The sequence below is a fragment of the Thermosphaera sp. genome (assembly GCA_038827615.1).
Classification (GTDB): Archaea; Thermoproteota; Thermoprotei_A; order Sulfolobales; family Desulfurococcaceae; genus Thermosphaera.
Genome location: JAWBNK010000001.1, coordinates 700,024 through 726,779 on the forward strand (window position 1 = coordinate 700,024; position 26,756 = coordinate 726,779).

General features: G+C 43.7%; 28 protein-coding genes. 22 read left to right on the top strand and 6 right to left on the bottom strand.

Annotated elements, in window-relative coordinates; genetic code table 11:
- Position 1: 1 nt before the first annotated feature.
- Positions 2–514, top strand: a complete 513-nt coding sequence (locus QXH45_03875) for a hydrogenase maturation protease (protein ID MEM2078384.1) — start codon at positions 2–4, stop codon at positions 512–514.
- On the opposite strand, the gene QXH45_03880 is transcribed toward QXH45_03875, so the two are convergent.
- Both QXH45_03880 and speD read right to left on the bottom strand, forming a co-directional pair.
- On the bottom strand, positions 456–1,568 hold the full coding sequence (locus QXH45_03880; GenBank protein MEM2078385.1) for an NAD(P)/FAD-dependent oxidoreductase: 1,113 nt from the start codon (positions 1,566–1,568) through the stop codon (positions 456–458). The two genes, QXH45_03875 and QXH45_03880, sit on opposite strands and share 59 nt — an antisense overlap.
- Positions 1,565–1,930 (bottom strand): adenosylmethionine decarboxylase, encoded by a 366-nt coding sequence (gene speD, locus QXH45_03885; GenBank protein MEM2078386.1) that lies wholly within the window; start codon positions 1,928–1,930, stop codon positions 1,565–1,567. Before speD ends, QXH45_03880 begins: the two co-directional genes overlap by 4 nt.
- Before the next feature lie 167 nt (positions 1,931–2,097).
- On the opposite strand from speD, the gene QXH45_03890 reads away from it, so the two are divergent.
- Both QXH45_03890 and QXH45_03895 read left to right on the top strand, forming a co-directional pair.
- On the top strand, positions 2,098–3,501 hold the full coding sequence (locus QXH45_03890) for a phosphoglucomutase (protein MEM2078387.1): 1,404 nt from the start codon (positions 2,098–2,100) through the stop codon (positions 3,499–3,501).
- A 49-nt stretch (positions 3,502–3,550) separates the two neighbouring features.
- Complete coding sequence (locus QXH45_03895; protein MEM2078388.1) at positions 3,551–3,715, top strand: hypothetical protein; 165 nt, start codon at positions 3,551–3,553, stop codon at positions 3,713–3,715.
- On the opposite strand, the gene QXH45_03900 is transcribed toward QXH45_03895, so the two are convergent.
- Positions 3,689–5,155, bottom strand: a complete 1,467-nt coding sequence (locus QXH45_03900; GenBank protein MEM2078389.1) for an amidohydrolase — start codon at positions 5,153–5,155, stop codon at positions 3,689–3,691. The genes QXH45_03895 and QXH45_03900 overlap by 27 nt on opposite strands.
- A 133-nt stretch (positions 5,156–5,288) precedes the next feature.
- Between QXH45_03900 and QXH45_03905 the strand changes: the two genes are divergently transcribed.
- From QXH45_03905 to QXH45_03915, 3 genes are read left to right on the top strand one after another with little or no spacing between them, the layout of a single operon-like run.
- Positions 5,289–6,812 (top strand): AMP phosphorylase, encoded by a 1,524-nt coding sequence (locus QXH45_03905; protein MEM2078390.1) that lies wholly within the window; start codon positions 5,289–5,291, stop codon positions 6,810–6,812.
- 54 nt (positions 6,813–6,866) lie between these two features.
- The gene (locus tag QXH45_03910; protein ID MEM2078391.1) at positions 6,867–8,237 is read left to right on the top strand and encodes an NAD(P)/FAD-dependent oxidoreductase; all 1,371 of its coding nucleotides are present in this window, start codon (positions 6,867–6,869) and stop codon (positions 8,235–8,237) included.
- Positions 8,231–8,776 (top strand): DUF429 domain-containing protein, encoded by a 546-nt coding sequence (locus tag QXH45_03915; GenBank protein ID MEM2078392.1) that lies wholly within the window; start codon positions 8,231–8,233, stop codon positions 8,774–8,776. The genes QXH45_03910 and QXH45_03915 overlap by 7 nt, the downstream gene beginning before the upstream one ends.
- Here QXH45_03915 and QXH45_03920 read toward each other — a convergent pair.
- A complete protein-coding gene (locus QXH45_03920; GenBank protein MEM2078393.1) occupies positions 8,773–9,741 on the bottom strand; it encodes a DHHA1 domain-containing protein in 969 nt (322 codons plus the stop codon). The two genes, QXH45_03915 and QXH45_03920, sit on opposite strands and share 4 nt — an antisense overlap.
- Before the next feature lie 88 nt (positions 9,742–9,829).
- Here QXH45_03920 and QXH45_03925 point away from each other — a divergent pair, with 88 nt between their 5' ends.
- Positions 9,830–10,546 (top strand): hypothetical protein, encoded by a 717-nt coding sequence (locus tag QXH45_03925; GenBank protein ID MEM2078394.1) that lies wholly within the window; start codon positions 9,830–9,832, stop codon positions 10,544–10,546.
- Here QXH45_03925 and QXH45_03930 read toward each other — a convergent pair whose 3' ends face one another.
- Complete coding sequence (locus QXH45_03930; protein MEM2078395.1) at positions 10,547–12,226, bottom strand: type II/IV secretion system ATPase subunit; 1,680 nt, start codon at positions 12,224–12,226, stop codon at positions 10,547–10,549. It lies immediately after the preceding gene.
- 83 nt (positions 12,227–12,309) lie between these two features.
- Between QXH45_03930 and QXH45_03935 the strand changes: the two genes are divergently transcribed.
- From QXH45_03935 to QXH45_03995, 13 genes are all read left to right on the top strand, one after another.
- Positions 12,310–14,055 (top strand): type II secretion system F family protein, encoded by a 1,746-nt coding sequence (locus QXH45_03935; GenBank protein ID MEM2078396.1) that lies wholly within the window; start codon positions 12,310–12,312, stop codon positions 14,053–14,055.
- Positions 14,056–14,113: 58 nt separating this feature from the next.
- The gene (locus QXH45_03940; GenBank protein MEM2078397.1) at positions 14,114–14,848 is read left to right on the top strand and encodes a hypothetical protein; all 735 of its coding nucleotides are present in this window, start codon (positions 14,114–14,116) and stop codon (positions 14,846–14,848) included.
- Positions 14,849–14,892: 44 nt separating this feature from the next.
- Positions 14,893–15,645 (top strand): hypothetical protein, encoded by a 753-nt coding sequence (locus tag QXH45_03945; GenBank protein ID MEM2078398.1) that lies wholly within the window; start codon positions 14,893–14,895, stop codon positions 15,643–15,645.
- Positions 15,646–18,258, top strand: a complete 2,613-nt coding sequence (locus QXH45_03950; protein ID MEM2078399.1) for a DUF2341 domain-containing protein — start codon at positions 15,646–15,648, stop codon at positions 18,256–18,258.
- Positions 18,255–19,355 carry a hypothetical protein gene (locus QXH45_03955; GenBank protein ID MEM2078400.1) on the top strand — a complete coding sequence of 367 codons (1,101 nt, stop codon included), beginning with the start codon at positions 18,255–18,257 and terminating at the stop codon, positions 19,353–19,355. Before QXH45_03950 ends, QXH45_03955 begins: the two co-directional genes overlap by 4 nt.
- Entirely contained in the window at positions 19,352–19,744 is a 393-nt protein-coding gene (locus QXH45_03960) for a hypothetical protein (GenBank protein MEM2078401.1), read from the top strand. Before QXH45_03955 ends, QXH45_03960 begins: the two co-directional genes overlap by 4 nt.
- Positions 19,741–21,003, top strand: coding sequence for a hypothetical protein (locus QXH45_03965; protein MEM2078402.1), 1,263 nt, complete (start codon positions 19,741–19,743; stop codon positions 21,001–21,003). Before QXH45_03960 ends, QXH45_03965 begins: the two co-directional genes overlap by 4 nt.
- A gap of 63 nt (positions 21,004–21,066) precedes the next feature.
- Complete coding sequence (locus tag QXH45_03970) at positions 21,067–21,921, top strand: hypothetical protein (protein ID MEM2078403.1); 855 nt, start codon at positions 21,067–21,069, stop codon at positions 21,919–21,921.
- A 67-nt stretch (positions 21,922–21,988) separates the two neighbouring features.
- The gene (locus QXH45_03975; protein ID MEM2078404.1) at positions 21,989–22,177 is read left to right on the top strand and encodes a DNA-binding protein; all 189 of its coding nucleotides are present in this window, start codon (positions 21,989–21,991) and stop codon (positions 22,175–22,177) included.
- 82 nt (positions 22,178–22,259) lie between these two features.
- Positions 22,260–23,819, top strand: a complete 1,560-nt coding sequence (locus tag QXH45_03980) for an HD domain-containing protein (GenBank protein ID MEM2078405.1) — start codon at positions 22,260–22,262, stop codon at positions 23,817–23,819.
- A gap of 11 nt (positions 23,820–23,830) precedes the next feature.
- Positions 23,831–24,085 carry a hypothetical protein gene (locus QXH45_03985; GenBank protein ID MEM2078406.1) on the top strand — a complete coding sequence of 85 codons (255 nt, stop codon included), beginning with the start codon at positions 23,831–23,833 and terminating at the stop codon, positions 24,083–24,085.
- Positions 24,082–24,510 (top strand): hypothetical protein, encoded by a 429-nt coding sequence (locus QXH45_03990; protein MEM2078407.1) that lies wholly within the window; start codon positions 24,082–24,084, stop codon positions 24,508–24,510. Before QXH45_03985 ends, QXH45_03990 begins: the two co-directional genes overlap by 4 nt.
- Positions 24,507–24,899, top strand: coding sequence for a hypothetical protein (locus QXH45_03995; protein ID MEM2078408.1), 393 nt, complete (start codon positions 24,507–24,509; stop codon positions 24,897–24,899). The genes QXH45_03990 and QXH45_03995 overlap by 4 nt, the downstream gene beginning before the upstream one ends.
- Here the strand turns inward: QXH45_03995 and QXH45_04000 are convergent.
- On the bottom strand, positions 24,880–25,464 hold the full coding sequence (locus tag QXH45_04000; protein ID MEM2078409.1) for a site-2 protease family protein: 585 nt from the start codon (positions 25,462–25,464) through the stop codon (positions 24,880–24,882). The two genes, QXH45_03995 and QXH45_04000, sit on opposite strands and share 20 nt — an antisense overlap.
- Before the next feature lie 89 nt (positions 25,465–25,553).
- Here QXH45_04000 and QXH45_04005 point away from each other — a divergent pair, with 89 nt between their 5' ends.
- Both QXH45_04005 and QXH45_04010 read left to right on the top strand, forming a co-directional pair.
- Complete coding sequence (locus QXH45_04005) at positions 25,554–26,081, top strand: nicotinamide-nucleotide adenylyltransferase (protein ID MEM2078410.1); 528 nt, start codon at positions 25,554–25,556, stop codon at positions 26,079–26,081.
- A gap of 19 nt (positions 26,082–26,100) precedes the next feature.
- Entirely contained in the window at positions 26,101–26,748 is a 648-nt protein-coding gene (locus QXH45_04010; GenBank protein ID MEM2078411.1) for a YkgJ family cysteine cluster protein, read from the top strand.
- Positions 26,749–26,756: the final 8 nt, after the last annotated feature.

A 26,756-nucleotide genomic window follows, 5' to 3' on the forward strand; every position in this document is an offset into this window, starting at 1 on the left:
GATGAGTATTAAAGAGGAATTTACTAACTTACTCGCCTTTTTTCTTCGAGAAAAACCCCTTATACTCGGCATAGGGAATCCCTTGAAGAGCGATGACTCCTTTGGTCTAGCTGCTTGCGATGAGCTAAACAATATGGGGATTAATTGCGTAAAATGCGAATATGGGATTGAATCGTGTTTAACTGAGATTAAGGAAAAGGGCGCGAGGAATATTTTAATAATAGACGCCATAATTTCGCAAGACGATCCTCCAGGGACACTGCTCCTTGTAAATGATGACTCACTAGTGAATGAAAAATATCTCTTCACGACTCACACTCTCCCGTTAAGAACCGTGCTTGATATATTGAAAAAAGAGTTCAATGTGGAAAAAGTGATCATAATAGGTGTTACACCCTTTTCTTTGGATTACGGAATTGAACTCACAGGTGACATGAAAAAATCTCTGAAAACGTTCATTGAAATCTTCCGCGACGCGTATATGAGAGTAGGTACAGAGGGGCGAGAAGCGTGAAAGGAACCGTTTTCAATAATATTTTGAAATGGTTGTCATAATCCTCTGGCATCAGATACCCTAGTTTGCTTGAAAAAAATACAAAGGGGGCTGGAATCCAGTACCTGAGTTGTTCGAAAAGCCTAGTTAAGTGGTACTCAGCTTTCAAATTGATATAGGTTTTTCTCAAATAATCTCTGATATAGACCTCAGGGCTCTCCTCATCCAGTGCTTTGGCAATACTAGGGGATAAGCGTACGATATTGTAGAGTCCGCCCCCTGTGTACGGCTTCACCAACGGGACGGAGTCCCCAAAGAAGTACAAGTGCCCTCCGAGGACGGGTCTCTTTAGGGGTGGCGCGACCGGTATAGGTCCTCCAAAGTAGATTTTTTTCTCAACAGGCTGATACTGGTTAATAATCATTAGTTTCTCAGTAATGGTTTGAGAAAGAGGTTTCTTAGAGATATAACCGGATAAAACCAAATCATGATCAAGTGGTACAATCCAATGAAAAAGCAAATGGTTATTATTTATATAAGTCACTGTAATTTTGTTCGAAGGGGTATTTTTCGTTTTAAACAAACCCTGGAAACCTATATAGAAGGAAGGGTTACTTTTTAAGTACTTTCTTCGGAAAATACTTAGAGCTCCATCACTTGCCAAGACATCTTGGCATTCGACCTCACTATCTTTGAGTATGATCTTAGTTAACTTGTCTCCTGGTTTGCCTCTTACATTATTCAATAATTCCGCTCTAGAAGATATTTTCTCATACAATTTCCATTCGAGCTCAGATCGATTAATATGAAAAATGAATGGAAGAGACATCGATATTTTAAACTTCCCGAGCCCTATTATATTGAATTCTATTTCATTATAAACCCCATCTATTAGTTTTCTGGATAGCTTTTGTTGAATGACCTCTTTTACTTCTAGACCAACTAATCCTGTGCAGTGGAGTGGATGTCCGAGACTTTTATGCTCCTCAATCAAAAATACGTCTCGACTCTTAATGTGAAGCGAGGCGAATAATCCTGCTGGTCCAGCACCGATCACACATAGATCCTTTTTCATTCGTTATCCTCAAAATCTCTAGACGAGATCTTTATCGTATATCTTTTAGCCTTTAATTCTTTAACAATATATTTAAAGGCTCTAATAGGGTCGGATGTATAACCACATGTATATACATCGACTGTCGCAAAGCCGTACTCTGGCCAGGTATGGATTGAAATGTGGCTCTCCAGTATTATTCCAACAATGCTTACTCCAGGGTTTATTTTCCAGGCTTTCACGTCTAGTAGAGTTAAATTGCCTTCACGAGCCGCGTCTCTCACGATCCTCTCCAAAGCTTTCTCGTCGCTGAGAACTTCGGGGTCACACTGGTAAACCTCTCCATAAACATGTTTTCCAACAACTTTTTTTAAGGTAAGCATAAATTACCCCTCCCCTTTCTATGAAAAATTAACCCCTGACTCCTTATAAATATTACCCCCCACCCCTCATATAGAAAAAGATCAGAAAACCCCGGGGGGGTTGATCACGGAAAATAAGATTTTCAAGATTTTATTACTCTCATATTATACCACTTCATGTGAGAAAAATGAGGCTTTTCGGAACAGCCGGGATAAGACTCCAGTATCCGACACCTCTAAACCCTGTTCTGGCGTTGAAACTTGGAACGGTCTTGGGGACGTTAGGATTATCTCAAGACTATTACATGGTTCATGACACTCGAACTACTAGCCAGCTTTTAACCCTCTCCTTTGCATCGGGTCTAATGGCGTCTGGTAAAAATGTCTATCTAGGAGGAGTGGCCCCCACCCCAGTGGCTGGTTTCGCCGCGAGAAGGAACAAGGGAGTTGGCGTGAGCATTACCGCGAGTCACAATCCACCGGAGTATAATGGGTTTAAGTTTTACGACCCCGAAGGATACGAGTTCACTAGGCGAGAAGAAGCGTTAGTGGAGGACTTGATTGATAAGGAAATCTCTTTGGTTCCTTGGCATAGTGTTGGTGGGTTAGAGATATCAAGGAACATTGTAAAAGATTATGTGGAAAGCCTAGTGGGCTTTCTAGGGACTAGTGGCCTAGAGACCAATAAGGTCTTCGTACTCGATTGTGCAAATGGAGCATCCTATGAAGTATCTCCTAAAATCATAAGGAGCCTTGGTGGAAAGCCGTTCACCATTAACTGCAACCCCGATGGGTTCTTTCCCTATAGACCGCCTGAGCCGAGAAAAGATGTGCTCGAGCACTATGTTGAAATGCTGAGAGAATTAAGTCCATCAGCTATTTTCGCCCACGATGGAGACGCTGACAGGTTGGCCGTGCTTGACCCCGTGGAGGGTTTTATAAAACAAGACAGAATTCTCGCTCTCTTCGCCAAGAAGGCTTTAGAAGAGAAGAAGGGGGTTGTAATAGTTTCCGTGGACACTGGAAGAGCTGTGGACGACGTCGTTGAGATGATGGGCGGGCGAGTTGAGAAGTATTTGCTCGGGAAAACTCACGAACGATTAAAGGACCTCGGTTCAAGCCAAGTCGTAATGGCAGGAGAGCCTTGGAAACTGATCCTTACCTCATGGGGTCCTTGGGTTGATGGAGTCCTGCAAGTGGGTCTCTTGACCAAGGCGTTGTTATTAGACAACGCATCCACGATCGCGAAGCTATTAAAGAAGGAAGGAATCCCGGATTACCCGTGGGATAGGAGGAGTTATGTAGTCTGGCCACCTACTTTAAGGGAAGCTATCTACAATACCCTCGTCGAGGAGGTAGTATCCTCATTGGGAGAGCCGGAGAAAATTTTGACGATCGATGGCGTTAGGTGTGATTACTCCGATGACTCCTGGTTTTTGATAAGGATGAGCGGCACGGAGCCAAAGATAAGAATCTACAGCGAAGCCAAGACTAAACAGAGACTTCACGAGATAATGTCTAAGATCGAGAGCAAAATATTGAGCATCGTTAAGCAATATGATGGAAAAATAGTTGAAGTCACATATGGTTGATCCTCAGTAGTTTTATTAGAAGGAGTTACGAATAAATTTTTTGATAGGCATGTCTGTTCCAAGAGACCCCGGGAGAAAGAAGATAGTGGAGAAGGCCCTGAAGGATCTAGAGCCCAGCCTCCGCGAAAGCGCAAGATTAATTCTCGGAGAGGGTTATGAGGGAGAGGAGAAACCGGATTTGAAGAAATCAAAGAGGAATGAGCCTAGCGCTTAAATATCTTATTTCAGTTACATCTGAGACCCGTAAAGGGTCGTTCGAGTATTCAACGATGTCGGCGTAACATCCTGGCAGTAAACATCCTAGCCTCTCATCCCTTAAGGCGAGGCTTCCTCCACGAGTGTAAGCATCCAGGGCTTCGATCAGCGTGTAAGCTTCATACATGTGATCATAACCATAATCCACATTATCGCGCAGACCTCTTGTAACCGCTGCGTAAATGGTTTCGAATGGATCCACCGGCTCTACTGGAGCATCTGTTGAGAATGCAACCGTAGTTAGTTTTCTAAGGGTTTTGAACCTATAAACCCACTTAGCTCTTTCAACCCCCAACCGGGAAAGTATCCATTTGTCACTTATTATAAAGCGTGGTTGAACAACAAGCAAGGGTTTCCACCTGGCTATCATCTCCAACTGATCATCTCTAACCAGACTAGCGTGCTCTATCCTATGTATCCCGGGATTTCTGCTCTTCTCTAAGACGTCTAACGCCATGTCTAATGCTGCGTCCCCAATCGCATGCATCGCTAATTGAAGCTCATGCTCCTCGGCTAGCGTTAATGCTTCGACCATGAATTCAGGGGAAACATTCTTAAGCCCTTTAACTCCTGGAGCATCGCTGTAATCTTCACTAAGCAGAGCGGTTCGAGGTCCTAGAGCTCCATCTATGAGAATCTTCAACCCATTTAATCTCAACCTCTCCGGAAGCGACGTGTCAAGAAGCTTTTTTACCTCTCTCCATCGGGAGAGGACCTCATCGGCTAAGAGATATACGTATGTTCTCACCCTTGTTACATTTTCTTTGTAAAAGCTTAGTAACAGTTCGAATTCGCGCATTCTAATACCGGCCAACCCTATAGCTGAGATCCCTTTTTCTCTCAATAATTCGTAAGCCCTCTCGAAAAATTCTTCGAGGTCTTTGTCAGTGGCTGTTCTACGTATGAAGTCCAGTATCCCCCATAGACTTGTCTCATACACATAGCCTCTCTCGTAGTCTATTTCGCTTCTTTTTCCCATAACTTCGAGAACCATTTTCAATCCTTTCGTATTCAGAGCCCCCATATGACCAGATTGGTGAATTATTAGGATCGGTTTTTCACGAGATATCTCGTCCAACTCTAACCTGGTAGGTAGCCGGTTCTCCTTGAGCTTGGAGGGGTCTACCCTACCCGGGAGAAGCCATCCACCTACCATGGGCTCTTTGTTCTTGAGACTCTCGATTAAAGATCGTATGTTATCTACAACCAATTTCTCGCTGTAAAGCTCAAACCCCAAGGAGTCTAAATGTAAATGTGCATCAATAAACCCGGGCCCAAGAGGCTTCTTCGAAACAAGTTCCTCTTTTACACTAGGCAAACGCGCGAGTCTTTCATAGTCCCCTGCGGCCAATACTCTTCCATTCCCAATTAGCACTGATTCAGCCTTAACAAGCGGCATAAAGGAAAGGTATATCCCTAATGGAGAGTATACCAGTATCATAAGTATACCAAATAATAAAGTATATTGAGAGAAGTTTTTAAATTGGGAGAAAAATAATTAAAATTTACCCTTTCCAAGAATGGTGGGAAACATGGGACACGTCTCCAAGGAGTACAAAGTGAATGTTTTGGATTTGAATTTTGGCAAACCCACTATTATAATAAATGATAAAGACGCGCAAGAGCTAGGCATAACCCCTGGAAACATTTTAATGGTGATCCATGGCGATAAGCAGAGGACAGGGGTAGCAGTAACAACCAGAACAATGACGACCGCAGGAGCCATCCTTATCTCCAGCGAATTGGCACAAGCAATAGGTTTGAAGGGGGACGAGTCAGTCGGATTAAAACCGTTAAGCATCCCCCCTAGTTTTCCAGCTCTTAAGAGGAGGTTAAAGGGTGAGAGGCTGGAAGAGTCAGACTATAGGGAGATAGTCAGGGACATAGTGTCTGGGGTTTATGGAGAGGCTGAAATAGCAGCTTTTCTGGTAAGCCAATTATTTTACGAACCCAGTGAGGATGAATTAACTTACTTAATAAAAGCCATGGTGGAAACGGGAAGCAGGATTGTTTTTGAGGAACCAGCGAGTGATGTCCACAGTGTGGGGGGTGTACCGGGTAACAGCAAGGTAGCCTTAATAACGGTGCCCATAGTTGCTGCATCCGGGCTACTAATCCCTAAGACTAGCAGTAGAGCTATAACAAGCCCTGCTGGAACCGCAGACACCGTGGAGGTCTTAGCGAGAGTTGACCTGACCATCGATGAAATCAAGGAAATAGTTAAGAAAACCAAGGGTGTGCTTGCGTGGGGAGGAAGGCTAAACCTGGCACCCGCTGATGATATTTTCGTCAACATTGAGAGGAGACTCGCCATCGACCCCATATACCAGATGGTTGCCAGCATTTTATCTAAGAAAATAGCGATGGGTATTGAGAGATTAGTAATAGATATTCCCACCGGACGGGGAGCTAAGGTTCAGGAGGTCTCTAAAGCGGATGAAATGGCCGGTGTTTTCATAAGGCAGGCAAGCAAAATGAACGTCAACATTAGAGTTGCTGTAACTTATGGGGGACAGCCAATTGGGATGACAACAGGGCCTGCTTTGGAGGCTAGAGAGGCTTTATCAGCGTTGATGACTGGAAAGGGTAGCAGAAGCCTCGTTGACAAGGCAATCCTGCTTGCAGGATTGGTTTTAGAGTTGGGTGGGAGAGTTCCTCAAGGAGCCGGAGAGGACGTGGCCAGAGAAATATTCCTGTCCGGAAAAGCCTATGAAAAGTTTAAGCAGATAATTGAAGCACAAGGTGGAGATCCCTCGGTGAAACCGGATGAAATACCGGTTGGAAAACACTCCTACACTTTGACTTCCCCTATCGAGGGGGCTGTTACCCACTTGGACAATGCCGCAATATCTACGCTTGCGAGAGCGTGTGGGGCCCCATACGATAAAGGGGCTGGGGTCCAACTCCACGCGAAAGTCGGATATAGGGTGAATAAAGGCGATCCGTTGATAACTCTATACAGTAATAGTGCATCAAGGCTTGAAACCGCCATAAACCTGATTTCTCAATACCACCCTGTAATAGTTGAGGGAATGTTGCTTAAAACCCTCCCATAGCTCTCCTTAAGTTTTTTATTTAAACAATACATATAGTGTTAGCCGGGGTTCGAATTGAAATATGATGTGATAATTGTTGGTGCAGGAGTCGCAGGGCTAGAGTCAGCAATCATCCTCGCCTCAAAGGGGTTCAAAGTAGCAATAATTGAAAGCAAGCCGAGAGATAGGGTCGGCGATAAGACATGTGGAGATGCTATAGGAGTCCACCATTTCGAAAAGATCAGTCTTGAGATACCTAGTAATGTAATCGACTACACTTATGACGGAGTCAAGATATATAGTCCAAGCGAGGAGCACAGTATAATAGTACCGGGAAAAGGGGTCAGCGTAAACCGAATTAAATTCGGACAGTGGCTTTTACAAACCAGCATTGATAAAGGCGTAGACTTCTTCGAATCTCATGTACTGGTAGACGTTGTTTTAAAAGACGAGAGAGTGGATTCTCTAATAGCAAAGAAAACGGGAGGAAGCAAAGTAGAATTAAAGGCGGAAGCATTTATTGATGCCAGCGGAGCAAAGCCGGCTTTAAGGACAAAGCTACCGGATGCTTGGCCTATTGCTGATAGACCTTATATGACGGATTTCAACATCGCTTACAGGGAGGTGGTGAGAAGAGAAACCCCCATTGACCAGGAAGACTCGAAATATGCGTTGATCTACCTCAATCAGCAAATCTCACCAGGCGGTTACTGGTGGCTCTTCCCAAAGTCCGACAGCGGCTACGTGATTAATGTGGGTTTGGGAGTGGTTTGGAACGGGGAGTACAATCCTAGGCATAATTATGAAAAATTCCTGAAATCAAGGTTCCAGGGAGAAGTTATTCATTCTGGAGGGGGAATAGTTCCAACAAGGAGGCCTCTCCCCACTTTAATCTGGAGAAACGTGGGGGTCGTCGGCGACGCTGCTTACACCGTGAACCCGGTTCACGGTGGTGGAATAGGATCCAGTCTTGAAGCAGCCTACATAGTGTCGACCTATATTGGAAACGCTCTAGAGGCAGGGGAGGTGAGGGAGGATAAGACCTGGGAGGCCAATATAAAGTATATGGAGGCATACGGGGCGAAACAGGCAGGCCTAGATGTTCTCAGGATGTACTTACAAAAACTCACCAATAATGATTTCGAATGGATTATGAGGAACAAGATTGTAGATGGCTCTTCCGTGTATGACCTGGGCGTAAAGGGCGAGCTAGCAGAGAAGATAATGCACACCGTAAGCTCAATGATCAAGTTGCTCGGGAGGCCTAGCCTGCTAAATCAGCTGAGAATAGTTAGAAACTATATGAATCAATTGACCAAACTTCACAGTGAAGAATATCCTAAATCTCCAGTAGAGCTCCCTCGATGGATTGCCCGTGTCGAAAACCTAATTGAAGAATATGCTAGAACAATAGGATTCAATAGAGGTCAAAAAGTCAAATGGTAGTTTTCGCGGGGCTAGACCTTTCAGCCTCGCCTCTTAGACCATCCGGTTTCGCATCAATCAATGATGACAGGGAGATGTTGTCCCTTGATCTCGTTTTTGACGACTCCGAAATAGTCGACGCGATCTTAACCCTTAAACCAGTTCTGGTGGCTGTTGACGCTCCATTAACCTTTACGGGAAAACCCTTCAGGAACGTGGATAAAGCCTTGATTAGGGCCGGCTATAAAGTTTTCCCTTCAACTTGGAGGGGGATGAAAGAATTAGTGGAAAGAGCCTTGAAGATCAAAGAGTCTTTAATCATTACTCGTTTCATAGAGACTCATCCCTCAAGTGCCTTAAAATCCAGCGGGTGTGGAAACTATGGGAACTTGTTACGGGCGTTCGGGTTAAAAAATCCGCCCGAAAATATCAAAAATAAACACCTTGTTGATGCTTTGATTGCCTCACTTGTCTCTTATTTATCTTACCGCTCGATATCCACGGTCATACGAGAAGACGATGGTGAAATACATCTGCTACCACTTTTATGTCGGGTTTAATCCTCTAACCGTTTTAAGTACTCGGCGTTGGCTTCCACGAGCTTAGCAATGTACTCGGTGAAAACCCTGGGCGTCAACCTCGAGAGCAATCTAACAATCACGGGGATGTTAACCTTGGCTCCTGCAGCCCTAGTATGCCCACCCCCGTTTAAAGCTACTGCGAGATCCCTTACGTTCACACTCGTGCTCCTAATGCTTAATTTTCCATCGCGAGACGCGATTACGACTACGTCAAGGTTTGCCCTGGATAAAATGAGTGAGGCTAGGAAACTGTTTTCAACGTCATCGTCGATCAACCTAATCCCTACCTTGAAGTTGTTGACTTTGATGATTTTTGTGTCGGGATTTATAGATATATTACTCAGAGCAGTTAGTTCGCCTTCTAATTCTTTAAGAACCTTTAGTGAAAACTCATCATTCCAATAGACTCCTTTTGAGATAGTTTCTACAACCTTGTTTTTCCACGCAATAGGGTCTCTTCTTCTAACCAATCTAATGTAGAAGGGCGATAACCAGTGGTCGAATCTCCATAAATCGCCCCCACAGACGCCGTCCACCATGTTCTTTAAATAATCAACGCTACCTTCGGCAGTAGGGGAGAGATTTCTCGCTACTACTCCAACTCCACATGTCGATCTATCGATGTATAAATGAGCGCCTCTAAGAGTCAGGCCCTCTTTCCACTTCTCTTCCCACACATGATGATCATACCACTCGATTGCAACTCCCTTACGCGCTAAGAACCCTATCGCCTCCAGGACTTCCTCGTATACAACAGGATTAATGCCTATGTCGAAGACGGCTAGCTTGTCGCATCCTATTTCAAGGGCTTTTTTAACGGCTTTGTTCATCAGGTAAGGCTCAGTATAGAGAACATGGTAGTAGGATGGTCGGTTGAGGTATATGTAAAGCCCTGCTGAGGCAACACCATCCATGTCTGTATGGGTAATTAGCAGCTCTTTCATGGATAATCCGCCATAGAGTATTTAATAAATTCTCAATGTATTTTATATATGGTTTGACAAATTTACTAAGCTTTTAGAGGAGTGCTCTTTGGCAACCAATGAGGTACCCGTAGACAAGGAGAAGCTACATTTGCTTGGTGACGTTACTTACGAAGCAGAGTTGCTACTGCGGGCTAAATACCTCGAAACCATCACAGGAGGGCTTTCGGGATTTAAAGAATTTCTGAGCAAGAGAAATCGCGGATCCTTTCTATTAACAAGCAATTTTGAAACGGGAAGGATATCAGTTTTAATCGAAAATGGTAAAGTGGCCTCAACACTCTACATCGACTCTACGACGGGAGAAAGGAGGGCGGGTGAGGATTCTCTCAACCTCTTCTTAGAACTCGTCGCTAGACCGGATTCTGTTTTCCGTGTTTTCGAAATTAGAGAGAGCAGGGAGGAAACAACACCTGCTCAGGAACCAGTGAGAGAACCCTCTACTGCTAGGCGGCCGCTCGAAAAAGTGCCTCAAATACCTAGCGGAGCTCTTGCAATAGATTCCGATAAGCTTCAACAATTCAAAAAAGAGTTTCGCCAAATAGCAGTTGAAACCGCCGAGGCTTTTGGTTGCAGGATCGTTGATTTAACCTATGAGATCGTTGGCAACGATTTAACGATAAGCATCATATTGAAAAAGAAGGGGATTTTCGGAAAATGTCTCGAGGACGAGCTTGCGGAGACTTTAAGGAATGATCTACCGTTGCTGAGGGATAATTTTGATTTGAAATTGAATATTAATTTGAAAACAAGCCTAATGGAATAACTACTCGGCTGGCATTTCGACTGCTTCTTTCTTTAAGAGCTCCTCCAGTTCGGCCTTGGCCTTTTCATACACCACCATTGGTTCATAGTAGTAATCAAATATCACCCTTGACACGTCCCAGGCGTCTCTAATGCCTTTGACCAGCATCCACTCTAGGACTGTGCTCCTTCTTTTCACCTCTTCGATTAAATCACTAACATCTAGCCCCCTCTTTGCCGCTATATCCTGTAAGTGGATGCTTCTATCGAGACTCACGATGTGGGAGTCCGTTCGGGGGTCCCAGGTGGAGATTTTTATGTATTTTTCGAAATCCTCTACCTCTTGAACAACCGTTATTCTGCGTCTAACTTTCACTACTCCTTTCTCTACTCTTGTAATTACTCTTTGAACATGCATGAAAACGTTCATAAGCCTCATATAGGTTGGCGGAATGTTCATGGGCGGACTCGTTAGACGTTTCACCGCATAGTCTAAAGTTTCCGCATGGATCGTCGAGGCTCCACTGTGTCCCGTGGCCATCGCTTGGAATAGGACGAATGCCTCGTCTCCTCGAACCTCTCCAACAATTATATAGTCGGGCCTGTACCTTAGGCTAAGCTTAACGAGATCATACAGCTTCACGCTTGTTCCAAGAGACTGTGCACCCGCGATATAGACCTCCCTGCTGGTCAATTGGACCCAGTTCACGTGCGGGAGATTCAACTCCGGTGTATCCTCAATCGTAACGATTTTCATACCTGGTTTTATGAACATCGATAATGCGTTCAGCAATGTCGTTTTCCCTGTACCAGTGCCTCCAGCGACCATGAACGTTTTTCCATGCTCGAGGAGCAACCATATGTATGCCGACGTTAAACTATCGATATTTCCTTGCTCTATGAGCTCGATGACGCTGAAAGGCTTTTCTCTAAACTTACGAATCGTGAATGAAGGTCCTTTAACCGATACTTCATGTCCATAAGTGGCTGCGACACGATGTTTCTCGGGCAACATTGCATCTAAAACAGGATACGCGATACTAATATGTTTTCCAGACATGTGGGCAAGCTTCATAATCAATTCATTCAGATACTCCTCATCCAAAAACGAAATGTTGGATGGTATACTCTCGTATTTCCTATGCCCGACGAATATCGGAACATTTACCCCGTTGCAGGACAAATCTTCAATATTCGGATCCCTCAGAAATGGATCTATCGAACCATAACCCAACAGGTTCCTCTCAACATAGTAGAAGACTTTGATCCTTCTAGCTCCCACCAGTCCGAGCTTGTCTCTGTACTTTTCGGCGATTCTTTCAACTTCCTTGAAAACGTAAGCCCTCAAGTCCCTTATATCTTCGGGTTTAGATGGGGGGTGTATTTCATCCATTAATATCTCCGCAAGCTTGGACAGAACGCTTTTATCCTCAGGGGTTAAACCCTGCTCTTCAACAAAATACATCGGACCCGTTGGCGTTTCAGCGATTGTGATCTTCACGAACGGCTTATAAACATAATACGACTCTAAAACTCTCCAGCTCTGATCTCTTTCAACGATTTTTAATGGCTCCTCGACGGGCATGACCCTTTCTATGGAGAGCTTCTTCTCCTCCTTCCCCAGAGTCTTCTTGGGCTTTTTTCGAAGAGTTAAAATCGATGCTAAGGAAAATTTCTGCTTTGGTTTCTCGCTCGAACTCATTTCGCCAACCACTCTCTATTATATACGCGAAAACTATAAAAACTTATTAAGTAAACGAGTTAATAATTCTCTTAGGTGTACTCATGAAATTCTGGGACCGCGTTTACAGGTATTTTGGCGATTATGCTGACGAAATACTACGAGTTACCCCTTCTCTCTCTAGAAATCTTAGAAGATCGAATATTCACATTCACACCGAGGTTTACGCGTCTCTCGTCCTATTCGTGCTTGCAGTCTCGGCTGGAATAGCTGTAGCGATAGGAGTGTTAGGGTTTTTCATAGGTTTTCCGTTTATTATTCCATTAGTTGTCGTGATTCCCGTTCTAGCATATTTGCTCATGCTTGTCATACCATCTCTTATTGCAGGATCAAGGGCCACCGCAATTGATGGCGAGTTCCCTTACACTATTAGTTATTTAAGCATAATGGTTATGAGCGGGCTGTCCCCGTATATAGCTTTCGAGCGGGTCCTTAAGGGAAGCGTCATATTTCAGAAAACAAGCGAGCTAGCCCAGAGATTCGTGTTGCTGAATAAGATTCTCGGGAAGGACCCTCTCACAGCGTTCGCTATGCTATCTGATAGAAATCCGAGTTCAAGAGTTAGAGAAACCCTATCAGGGTATATCTCTACCGTCAAGGCAGGAGGAGATGTGATTGATTATTTAAATAAGAGAGCTCGTGCACTATTCAACGACCTTCTGGTCGCGATGAAAATAATTGCAGATAGGCTTGGGGGTCTTCTCGAATCTTATCTTGCAATAGTCCTCCTTACAATGATCAGCTTTACCGTTTTGTATTTCGTTACCGCCAGCTACAGCGGAGTCATAGCGTTCGGCATAGATACTGGAACGATGGCACTCCTTCTATACATTTTGATGCCATTCATCAGCGTTGCGATAATTTATTTAGGAGATGTAATGCAGTATAAAGAACCCTGGATGGATTGGAGACCATATTACATGTTCTTTGGAGTAACTATACCTATGGCAACCGTATTATCCCTTCTAGGCATAGTATTATACGGAAATCCAAGTTACAGAACGAATCCCCTTGTCAGCGTCGTTCACGACCTCCTCGTACTCCCTATGAGTTTTTCCGATATTCCTCCAAACTTGACATTCGTGGAGTCCTCTATAGCTTTGTCTATGGCCTTAATTCTCAGTCTCATTCCTTCAATGATTTATGCAGAATACGTTGCCAAGGAATATACGATTATAAATGGGATCACTAGATTCATAAGAGACTTGGTCGAGGTAAGGAAAACAGGGCTACCGCCAGAGAAAAGCATCATAGAGCTGTCAAGCAGAGACTACGGCGTGTTCTCAAAGTATTTGAAGAAGATCGCTTTAGAACTCATGCTTGGTGTTCCCCTTCGAAAGATAATCGACGAGTTATTCAAGAAGATAAAGCCGTGGAGGGCAAAAGTGCTATTGTTTATTCTAACCGACTCGATAGAAGTCGGCGGTGGAACAGTGGATGTATTAGAAAACCTGGCATGGTTTGCGGAGAGCATTGAAGCCATCGAGGCCGAGAAGAAGCGCTCCATGAGGACATTAATGATAGTTCCCTACTTGGGAGCAGTCTTAACAGCTTTCACAATAGTGTTCATGGCAACTTACATGGGTAGGATCCCCTTAGCCTCAGGACAGTTTAGGGCTGCGGCATCAACCGTATTACCAAGCATAGTGTTAAATACTTACCTAATGGGTTTAGTTGCAGGTAAGGTTGGATCTGGAAGCGTTGCAGCAGGATTCAAGCATGCATTAATACTTACAATCGTTACAATGTTGTTCTTCATGTTTGCGAAAGTATTTACAGGTTTCCTGTGAGGGTCTCAAGGTGCGAGCTGTAAGCGAACCTTTAGTAATATTGATTCTTTTCATGACCGTGGTCCTCATCTCCCTCTCCATATTCTTTTTCTCCACATTTAGCGTAGACGCTACAACTGCATCCGTCGAATACGGCTATGTGAAATCAATGTTTAGAGAGGTTGCTTTCAGTATCCCCGAGGTTTTAAATGGTCAATCGATATATGTCCGCCACCCCAGCTCTATAATAAATCTAGGCTACAGAAAACTGCCCGTAAACCTAACTATTCAGCTAGAGTTCGCTAATGGTTCCCGCCTCCTCGTATTAGAGAAGACAGAGTTCTACGCTATAACGGGAGGCATCCATAGAAACGTGCTGGAGAATGTGGGGGTTAACTTGATATTTGGCAGAGATAAGCCGTTCGTTACTGAAATAAGGGAGTTGGCTCTAGTTAGAGAATACTATTCGAATGGTTGGACATTTATTGAACTTGACACTAGTAGAATATATTGTTCGATATATAGGGTCGGTTTCAACAACTACTACATGGAAATCCTAGTGGTGGATTTCGGGGGATTCTACGATGCTAATCAACCCCCGTCGGTCATCGGTGGTGGATCTATCACCTTAAAATATGACGTAGCATCCACCCTCGTTAAAGAACATTCAAAGGTCGCAAACATCTACATTACTCACAACCAAACAACATTAACCCTGAGGGAAATCCTTCCGCCAAACGAGTCGTTTGACCGTGTTTCCGGAAATTTAACAGTCAGAATAATATATAAAAAGATAAAGGTATTGATTTCTTAAAGTATTTAAACTCGGGTAATACTTAAATAATCTTAGGAGTTCAGATGAAGCTCGTTTCCGAAACATTTTCTACCGTGCTGATTACATCAGTGTTGCTCGCTCTTTTAGGAGTTCTAAGTTTCTATACTTTCATAAGCATGGCAGGCTTTAACACCACGACAGAGTACTTGTACTATAGGCAGGCATTTCTCTCGATAGGAAACTCGCTGGTCATACCTATGCTGGGCGGTTCTTATGAGATATCTATCCCGATGCATCAACAATCCATTGGGTATAGCAAGGTGGGGGAAATCATTTTTTACTTCAATAATAGCGCGACACCCTCACAAATCCTTGAGTGTATAGGCCTTGTATCAGGAGTGAGAGGCTATTCTAGATCAAACTCCACAATTTACGGGAGCAATTCATATATTGTAAATGATTCAAGACTGATCGCAAGAGTCTTGGAAACATATAATTCGGGAGAATCCCGCCTGTATCTAGATACGTGTCGACTATGGGTTGAGAGCGAGGTCACCAGATCATCATCCGGTATCCTTTTCTTTTACAGGATTTACTATTACAACTTGACCGTTAAGATGCAATACGGTGAAAGAGCCAGGGGCCTCATTAGGGTTTCAATGACGGGGAGTCCAATCACTTACTACGGGTATGCCCAGAACATGACAATTCGCTTCAGCGACCGCATCCATGGGAGGGACATAGTTGCATCGACTAGTAATTTATCGTCGACACCGCCCGGCACTCCGTTGATTTACATTCTCACAATCTACAATGTTGAGATCGAGGTGAAATAAATGCCTACTCCTCCACTCCTCCATGCCATAGGAACTGGTTTCATAATAGCTTTACTAGTAGGATTATTCATGTATGGACTCTTTATGACAGAGATCACGATGATCAACAACTACACAGCAATACTTCAATACATAGCGGATAGAGTAGCCGCTAGTATTAGAGCATTATATTCATCGACATACTTGATGAGCGCGAACAAGTCTAGCATAAGCTTAAACCTCCCCGTAGAGATCTCGAGCGAGAAGGGTTATAACGTCTACATCGGCAAAGGATTTGCGTTAGCAAGAGAGTTCCCGAGGCTCCAGGAGAGATCCGACTACGATCCCCACGCTTTTTACGTGATAGCCTCCACTCCAGACAAGAAGATATATGGCGTCTCTCTCTTATTCCAACCTTCCGATTTAAGCTATCCTCTCATCCTTGCTAAAGGCGAATTCGTGGTGGAAAGGATTAGAGAAGGATTCGATCCCTCTGAAGGATACGCTGAGGAGGGAGTACTATGGCTCTGTAGAATGCCTCTCAACATCAAGGAGAGAGCCGGAGTGAGCCTCTCATCATATCTCGTCAAGGTAGAGTTTAACCCCTCCACCATCAATTGCTCATACCTCGACTCAACCTTTTATCCACGAAGAGAGGACGTGAGATTCGCCGATTCCGACGGCGTCTCCACCCTAAGATATTGGATCGAAGAATGGAGTCCCAACTACACGAGAATATGGGTTGAAATCCCAAGTCTAAGTCCACTCGAGAATAAGACGATATACTTATATTGGGGAAACCCTAATGCGCAAGAGAGAAGCACCACAAGTATATTCTTATTCTACGATGAATTCTCAAAATACGAGTCGCTAGGGGACTTACTCGCTATCAATCCTGTATGGAGCATAAGGCCCCATAATGCATCAAACTATAATTTGACTCCCTATCAGGACGGTGGATTGCTGACCTCAAGTCTCGACATCAAAAATAAGGGATTCTTGATACTATATTACAACAGGATCATCCCTATAGGTCTATCCCAAGGCTTATTAATCGAGTCCCTTGGAAGACCACTCAATAGTTCGAGCAAGGATGCCGAGTATCTTCTTGGACTCGTCAATGTAGGAGATCCGTCACAAGTTTTCAACGTGAGCGTTCAACCCGTCATCGCTGACCCATCTATCTCACTCGTAAACTACACGATCATATATGGTAATTGGTCAATAGACTCTCTAGGCAATGATACTTTTCTAAACCTAACATTACTAGAGCCTGTCGGTGACAACGGATACTATGGTATGGCATTGAGGAGCAACCCTGTACCACGAGACTTTCCTCCGGGACAGGAATATTTCCAAGTACTATACAAAGTGAGAATCGATAATACAAGTGTGATACGTGGCATCCTAATATCGGAAGACCTTAACAGAAACAAAGCTTTCTACATCGGACTTCAATACGACCCTACACAGAACTTGTTAAAAATGCTTTCCACTAATAAAACACTAACCCCAACCCCCTCAGACTTTCAAGTTTTGAACACCACAATAATGAATATAGAGAGACCATTATGGCTAATCCTTTATGTTTCAGTTAAATCCCCAGGAACCGCGAATCCAGAGGCATCTTTCCAGGTCATAAATCCTGATAATGGTTCAACGGTCCTCAGCTATTCTGATAGAGGGACAATAAGCGTTTATCAGCCGAACTATCTGGGTCCATTCGCATACTCTCCAACTCCAATTGAAAATGAGGTCCAACTATGGTTTGACGACCTATTATCATGCAGATATAGTGGCCAAGAATCCTTCGATATCAGAAAATTATTTATCACGGGACTACCCCCTGATTGGGAAGTAGTTGTGATTGATTATAAAGATGTTGAAGTTATTGAAGAGAATGAAACACGAATAGAGCGCAGACCAGTGTTCAGCACAAGTGCAATATCAGACCAGTACGGTACAGCCATATTTGATATGACGCTCTACCCCATATTAGGCGAGAAGTACCCGGTGGAGTTCTTATTCTATTACAATGGGGAACTAGTGGACAGAGTAGAATACAATGGGCTGATATCCGGCGGCATGGTGCTTGTTTATCGACCATACCTTAAAAACCCCTCTTCAATCGATGGAGGATTGATATTCACCGCAGGACATCCTTCATTAAGCTATTTCATTAAGCCACCAGCCTCTAATCCCCAGGAAGCCTCAACAATAGTAGGCCACAACATCACTTCCATAGGGTATTTCAACAATACGATATACTATTTCATAAGAACTCCACTTTTATACAATACAACGTTCACCACAAGCTACAACTACGATAAACCTGCATCTAACTTCACATTTTTCATAGGATTAATGATATACGACTCGACAGGCCAAGGAACTGAAAACCTAGCAGGGCTTTACACGTGGATTCGGGCTAGACCATTCGTGGATCCTGAGCCGATCGTCGAGATCAGCCGCTTGTCAGAATCCCTGAGTATCCCTCGGCCCCCTGATGTGCTGATCTCGGAGTATGTGGATTTAATAGTTTTCTCAAGTGAGCTTTTCGTTGACTTTTTCATGGTTATCAGGAGCGATTCCTACTATGTTTTAACAATAGTTTTTAAGGGGAAAAGAGCATGAAGGAGATCATCGAGTATCTTCTAGCTATTCTTATAATACTTTCATTCATCCCACTATACAATATGTTGTCCACAACGTACTACACTCCGAGAGTCGAGCCCGGTGTTGAAACAGCATCCTATGCTTTTGAAGAAGCGTTGAAATATGTTCTTCTCTACAGCTTCAGCATTGGAAATTACACACAAGAGGTGACCGAGGTAGGCAGGGTCTTAAACAGCACGCTTGAGAACTATTTGGGGCCTTACCTCCTTCAGAAATTTGGTTTTTACGCCCGAGTCCATACTCCCATTGAAAACATACTCGTTACACCGTATTCATTTGCGGAGATTCGTTCAACATACAACCTTACGACTTACGCTTTACTAGTTCACAAGAACGGGCGGGAGATGGAGGTTGTCGAAGCGGCGTTCAGTCGGCAATTAGATACTGGTGAATTCATTTTCGTGGTTCACTTGTATCAGGCAAGAATCAAAGATCCTGGTTGTATAATAGTGGTTCAAGAATCCAGGAACAACCGCTTCATAGCATACTGGGTCTCGCCAGGGTTGACGATCGCTCAGCCTTTAAACATTGACGGGCTTGCATTACATGTTGAAAACAATACGCTAAGGCCGATCGACTTATCGAACGTCGGGGCAGCTTACAACGCATCAATATACTATTACAGTGGGCCCGGCTTTGCCCAATATACTACATCAACTTACAATATAACCGAATGGATAGAATTTGCCAGAGGTGGCACCATCTTAAGGAGGCCGTACAACATAACCACGATAACCTACCTCGGACTAGTGAGTCCAGGACAATCTTCCATTGTTAAGATTGTCAACTATAGGCTCGACGTCAAGAGAGAGTTCGTTAGGGGTAGCGGAGACTCCGAGAAGGGAAATTACTCCTACATAACCCACCTTACCCAGCCCATTTACAACCTCGTTTTAGTTGCGTTATTTGACGCGAGTAAGAGTGTTGTAGCTCCAATATACCGGAACGAGTGGAGATTCGGCGAGCAACCCCCTGTAAACGCTGATACAAGATATTCTTCGATAAGAATAGGGATGTTTGACTATTTAATAGAGATAAAGGTGTGGAGGAAATGAGAAGTCAGATTCAGGTTATCTCGGCCTCCATAGCCTTCACCATAATAGCAATAGCAGTATTCGTTCTATTTACTCAAATATATTCGCACACAGGCATTTCTAGATCGTATGAAGTGACCTACGATATTCCCAGCATAATAAAGCAGAGACCGTACTGGACGGCTAAGGAGCTTGCTCACACCATTATCAATTCAACAGGGGCAATTTACTCTTACGTATCCATACGTGAGGTGGATTTATTGAATAATCAAATTGTGTTTGAAGATGAATATGAGATATCTCCCTTGAGCATGCCATCCGAGGAAATGTATATCAGGTCGTTCGTATATTCTAAGGGGACGATTATGGGAACTGTGATTACTTACCATATAAGGGTTGGTTTCAAATGAGGGCGCAACTCCCCATCATCATCGCTCTAGTTCTTGTAGCATCCCTTACCATAACCACAATCATTTACACAACATCAACTATTACCTTCACTTCTCTAACGGTATTGGAAAAAGGGGGTAGCGGAGAGTGGGCGTATATCGCAGAGCAATTAGACAGCATCCTGCTCACCGCGCTCTCAGTAGCTTCTACAGATTCTGCAGCGAGTTTCTCCAACACATATTGGAGGCTATATCGAGACAGTGTTGTAGAGTACGGGTGGTGGACGCGGGTTTGCAGAATTGTCGACGGGTGCCCCGGAGTCCGAAAAGGAGAATTATGTAATGCAACCCTATGGATACTCTACAACTACGATGATTTCGGGTGCATAGGTAAGTGCGACGCCAATTACACTTCGCCCGGTTTCAACTGGGCAATGGGTAATTACACCTTCGCCCTCCAGCAAGCAGCATACTCGTATTTCCGCAACGCCAGATTGATCGCGCAAGCCGTTCTCGAGAACTGGAGAGACATGATGGCTAATTATGGGTATGTAATATATACAAGCAATGTAGGAGGTTACTACACAATCAACGTCTCATCTCACAGAGAGTATTCCGAGTCGATAAGCATCCTTAGATTGAACGCTACTCTCGACATATACTCTTCATGGGCAGGTTATAGAAGGATGATTCGATACGTTGAAATCGGTTATTCGACCAGATTCTACACGGGGTTCTGGAGCGATGACGGCATATACCTGCCAGTATACGTTAGCGCTTACATCGATGCAAACGGTGTTAAAACATACTACATAATCAACCCGAATTCTACAGAGTTGACTCTTTACAGTGTAATGCTAAAGCGATTGCATTTCTTGCAGACAAATCAAGGAAACATAACTATGAGACCCGTAGTCAGCTACTATTACGGGAACGGTACAACTCTCCTGATATTCAGGATCCCATCTAATGATCGAAACATGTGGAATCAGGAGGGAGTCGTGTGGAATGTTACCGTGTTATCGCACAGAGACTACGATGATACCTTCGCGCCTCCTCTAACGACAAGAGACCCTTCTTCGAAACTACCAAGGGTTACCGTCGCCTTCTTGTGGGCAGGGGTTTTATCCACAAAAATAGAGGGGATAGACGTCTACAATGGGGTTAAAATAGTTTTCAAGCACTACGTGAATACCGACTACGGCGACTGGCTAGATAGCGTTCCATTCAACATATACGGAGATGAAAGAGCCGTATTCCCGCCAGAGTATGTGAAATGATTAAAAACCTATTGGGTCGATTGTTTTAAATCTCTTCCCCTGGGATTGCTATAGAGGGGGAAAATGGGATTATTTAACAATCTTCTCAGAGTCGGGAAAGGTTGCGAAACAATAAAGGTATTAGTTCCAGTAGCATTTGAATTCCCCGGGGAAAACCACATCCTTCTACACCTAAAGCTGAGAAATGAACCAGGCGTGGTTGCAAAGGTTACGGATGTTATAAGGAGGTTGAATCTCAATATGGTTAACATAACGACTCCCGGCATCGTGAAGGGTGATACGGGAGATCTCTTCATATTAGTCGAAAACTGCGATAAGAGTTGCGGAGAAGAACTGTTGAGAAACGTTAGGAAAGACCTGGGGAAAACACTCATCGACGCAAGTGTTCACGACTCACACGAAAACTTTCTATTCGTTCCGAATTCATCTCTCATGTTCCTTGGTAGAACTTCCATAATAGTTCCAAAAATACTGATAGAAAAAGCGTACAAATCCATCTATGCAAAGCAACCTGAAGCGGCTGCACTTTCAATTCTCAGGAACCTGGGAGTCTCCTTCGGTAAGGGATTATATCAGGAGATCTATACCAGGTCCTTTGACGGAAAAGACATAGAGTCTCACTACGACTCTGCAATAAAATTCTTGGAGAGAGTATACGGTGCAATGGGATTGGGAGATATGAGCGTAACCTACAAAAACGGCGTGGTCTTCAACATAGAGATCGAAAATAATTTCGAGTCATTGATCCTAAGGGAGATTCAAGCCACGCGTGCAATCCCGGAGGTAACCGTTGGCATCATCCAAGGATATTTGAGTAGCCTAACGGAGAGAAGAGTTGAGGTCCATGTTATGGAGACACTGCCAAAGGGGGGTCACAAAGACGTGTTCGAAGTTAGAGTTTACGAATACTCGAGTTAATCTTCTCATCCTCAACCTGTGCTTTTTAAACCTAGATTGAACGATTTGATCAAAGGGTTGAGATCGTATGGTGGATGGAAACAAAACGATCAAAGAGATAGTATTTGAGACGTTGAAGAACGCCAAGACGCCGCTGAGTCCGAAGCAAATATCTCAGATGACCGGGCTGAATTACAATACTGTTAGAGCGAGGCTTCACGACCTCAGAAAGGAAGGGAAGGCTTCGAGGGTTCCCGAGGGCTGGGTAGCGAAGTAGTATTCTAATCACTTTATATATGTTTTTAAAAGACTTTACATTCATACATTAATTGAATGTTTTTAAATAAGAGGTGTAGCTATTGAGCCTCATTCATTCAAACAAGTATTTTCCATGGGGATTTACTTGGAAACTCGTGAGCGACCCAATATATAATTATGTCTCCTTCAATAAAGAAATAGAGGAACCTATTATTAACAGTGTTTTGATCCAGAGACTGAGATATATTCTTCAGCTTCAAACCGCCCATCTTGTATACCCTGGCGCAATGCATTCTAGGTTTCAACACAGCCTTGGAGTTATGCATTTAAGTGGACTTGTAGCGCAGGACTACACCGATAAGCTTGTAGCGCTTTATGGAAAAGATGTTCTAGAAGGTTATGATCCCAGTTCGCTCGTCCAGGCCGTTCGCCTTGCCGGACTACTTCACGACGTTGGCCACGCGGCTTTTGGACACGCCTTCGAGGAGATGGTTTTGTGGCGGTCCAGCCGCATACCGAGGGAACTGAGTAACCACGAAAAGATTGGATTGAAACTCGTTGAATATTTTCTAGAAGACGTTTTAAACAGACTTGAGAGATTGCACAATCTACCTCACCTTACGGAGCTCGTATACGGGATTCTAAGCGAGAAACAACCCGAGAGCAAGGTGCTTAACATCTACCGATGGATCATAAAGGAGAGTTTGTACCCGAGTGACGTGATCGACTTCCTTAGAAGGGATAGTTATTATACGGGGACCAGCGAGTATGGATTCATTCACTACGAAAGGCTATACGTTAATACTTATCCAATGAGGATCAACAATGACTTCATACTAGTTCTTGACCGAACGGCACTTGGCGAGTTCCGCGAGTACATGGTGGCGAAGGCCGGAATGTATGAGCATGTCTACTATCATGGCGTAAATAGGGCTTTCGACCGTGTCTTAAACGATATCATATCTGAAATAGAGTTGAGAGATAATTTGTCGGAACGAGTTATCCAGATAATGAATGGAAATCCATACCCATACATAGAGCTTACAGATGTTTTCATGTACAAGAACATGATGGATCATGCCTTGCATAGCAATGATCATTTGGGCAAACTATGCAGAGCAGTGATGATAGAGAGAAAGCCTCCCTACAGAAGAGTGGGAAGGGAATATATTTTGTACGCCTCAAAAAGCATAGGTCATCTAAAAGAGCTATTGAAACTCATATTCGACCCAGAGTATAAGGAGTCGGTTAAAGTTGGTATAATGAAGGAGATAGCATCGTTTTTGAAAGATAGAGGGATTACCGAGCAGGATGTTTGGATTGATGTTCTAGATGTATCCCCCGTTCCTAAAACCGTCTTAATACCTGGTGATAAGCGGGAAAAACCCGTGTTGAGACTATACGTGGGGAAGAAGTCGGGGTTTGAAATCACTTTCGACGGCGAGATCGACTTATTGGATGAGGGAATGCCCTTGATGGTTATTTTCAGGACGTATGTGAATAGAGAGAAATATAGCGTGGAGCTAGAGCCCTTGGTCTCAAGAGCGCTTGAATCATCCATGCAGTCGATTTTGGGGCTTGCTCAAAAGGAATATGAGGAAGCATTAAATACTATTATTCAACATGTGAAGTCAATGGAGCATAAAAGAATAACAATGTAGTGGTGACGATATTGGAAACCGCTTTCATATCGATTAAATTCGCTCCAGAAGAGTATGAGGTCAGAATCGAGACTTACGGAGCCGACGGGAGACTCAGTGGAGTCAGCGAGTATAAGGGGGTAAAGCAAATAGTGTTTAGAGACGTAGAGGTGAGAGTTAACAGACAATTATCTCAGACTCTTTTTATCCTGATCGCTGTAGCCCCGAGACTAGAGGTTTCATTTGTTGAGAATACAGTTTTGTATTTAAGGGGGAGAAGTGAGTGAGTATTAACGTTATTGGAGATTTTCTGCTCGAGAAGTCGCAAAGCCGTAGAAGGAAGCATCTTTCATCAAGCATCGTGCTGGTCTACAAAAAGGGGCGAGGTTTAATCAAGCTAAACCCCGAAATGATTGCAGAGGAGAAACCATCTTCCCCAACCTATGTTAAAGGGGAGGCTAAGCTCGTCAAAATTAAGCTCGAGCACGGTGATTTCGCCATTTACGGTTGGTTTGTGAGAAATTACCTCAACAGAGTCAAGGGTTACATTAACGTGTACAACCACAAGGGGCTACTAGTGTCCAAAGCTCGTTACAATAACGGGGTTTTAACACGCATCACCGGAGATCCTGTTTACGCCTGGCTCGTTAGAATTTTCGCAGAGGCGGTGAAGATAAACGTATCTAAGACCAGGTTAGGTGATGAAAAGTGAGCGAGATTATCTCAATAACGGAGAGGATTCTAAAGGCTTTCAAATACTACGGGTGTTTCGTTTTCGAGAAGCAGGAGTTAGGTGTTGTCAAGGATTTCGTCATAAAGTCTGAGCTGACCGGATTGGTAACGATCAGGAAGGCGGACCCTAGATATGAAGACATCTATATAATGACATCATCTCTGAAAGGTTTCGAGCAGGAGTGCGTGTCGAAGATAGATGAACTCTTATCAAGGGGTCAGATCGCTCTAGACCAATACAAAAGGATGAGGGCAGAACTGATTGAACAATGCATCACTAGCATGGAGCATGAAAGAGTTAAACAAATCATAGAAAAAATTGAAAGATACTACCAGAAGTTTGTCAAATCTAGTAGCCCACCGTCCTGATGAAGAGCGCTAACGCCGCAACGAATGATATCAAGTATAAAGGCAAGTTCCATCTAGGAACCTTGGATCCGTCTAGAGGCGGAATAGGTAAGAGATTGAAAAGGGCGATCCACGAATTGATATAGATGAGGTATCTGATGTAATGCGACATACCTTCAAGGGGTCCCAAAACTCCCATTGAGATGAAACCTGCAATTGAGAAGGATATGTTTACTAAGGGGCCTGCCACCGAAGTTATTCCTTCAATCCTCTTCAACTCACTATGATCATATGTTCTAGGGATTATCACTGTCACGCCTGGTAGGATGATTTTAATAGGGATAACTGGCAGAGAACTTAGCAAGGTTACCAACAATCCTAGTGGGTACAGCGCATATCGACTGTAACAATTCATTATTCTCGCTACCTGCCTATGAGCCATCTCGTGAGCTATTACCGAGAAGGATGCTATGAGAAATACTCCTACAAAAGAGTAAACGTTCAGTCTGTATAGATAAGTTGATGCGAATACAAATCCTATTGCTAAAGAGGCCACCATAATAGAGAATGCCTCTTCGGCATCCATCTTCTACTCACCCTCTCGAAGGGAGTTAGAATTTATTTTAACCATCTTAAACTTATCCATTATAAGGGTTGCTTATGTCCCGGTGTTTAATGATAGCGAGATTCCAGCCATTCCACTATGGGCACTTGAAGGCGATAAAATTTTGCACGGATCGGTTCGACGAGGTAATTATCGTAGTGGGAATGGCTAGTCAAAGCCATACGCCTGAGAACCCCTTCACCTGCGGTGAAAGACTAGTTATGATTCGGGAATCCTTGAGGTGGGCGGGATTGGATCTAGCTAGGGTAATCACAGTAACTCTTCCAACTATGGAGGTCAATAGAGCAGCGGTTCATAACGTGAAATTGTATAGCCCACCTTTTACTCACATAATCACTCTTAATCCGATTATTCAACAACTCTTCAAGGAGGAAGGATACGAGATAATCGTCCCCCCCATTGAAAACCGTAATGTTTACAGCGGTTCATACATAAGACACTTGATTGTAAATCAGAAACCAGAATGGAAAAACCTCGTCCCGCCACCTGTAGCTTCGTTCATAGAAGAGATCGGGGGAGTGGAAAGGATAATAATGCTGTACAAGGAGAGGTTACCAGGCTACTACGCTACTGCTTGAGAAGCGGTGGTATAGGTCAATGATTAATGCAAAATTTAAATGCCCTGCATGCGGTCTTTGTTGCACATTATCCCCAGTATCCCTCCTGCCCCACGAGGACATAACTCTCCGGTACTTAGCAGATACTCTTGAGTTAAAATATGTTAGCGTCCCAGGCTACAAAATGTATGATGAAATCAGCGGATACAATCTCGCTTTTAGCTATGCTATGGAGTTAATTAATGGAAAATGCGTTTTCCTGAGAGATAACCTCTGCATTATCCATGACAAATACAAGCCTTTAATATGCAGAAGTTATCCGTTTGTACCTAGGCAAGTTAAATATTATGTAGACCATAATAATCGAAGAGTATACGCGATAGTCGATCATGGACTGAGCATGAGTTGTCCCGTCGTTTTGAAAGATAGAGAGAAAATCGAGGCCTCTGGCAACCCGTACAAGATAGTTTACGATTATGCACCTAGCGAATACTTGGCCTCTCTCGAGATGGAGAGAGCTAGAAATATTTATCTTGAGCTATTGTCGTTTTTGTGGAAGAAGGGGCTGGTTGAACTATCGGAGGCAAAAACAAACGCTCCCGTTATGAACCTCTACAATTTTCTGAGAAGGTTTATTCCGGAGACGCCCAACTTATTAAATATTCAGCCCATAAAGAATAGGATGTGAGGGATACT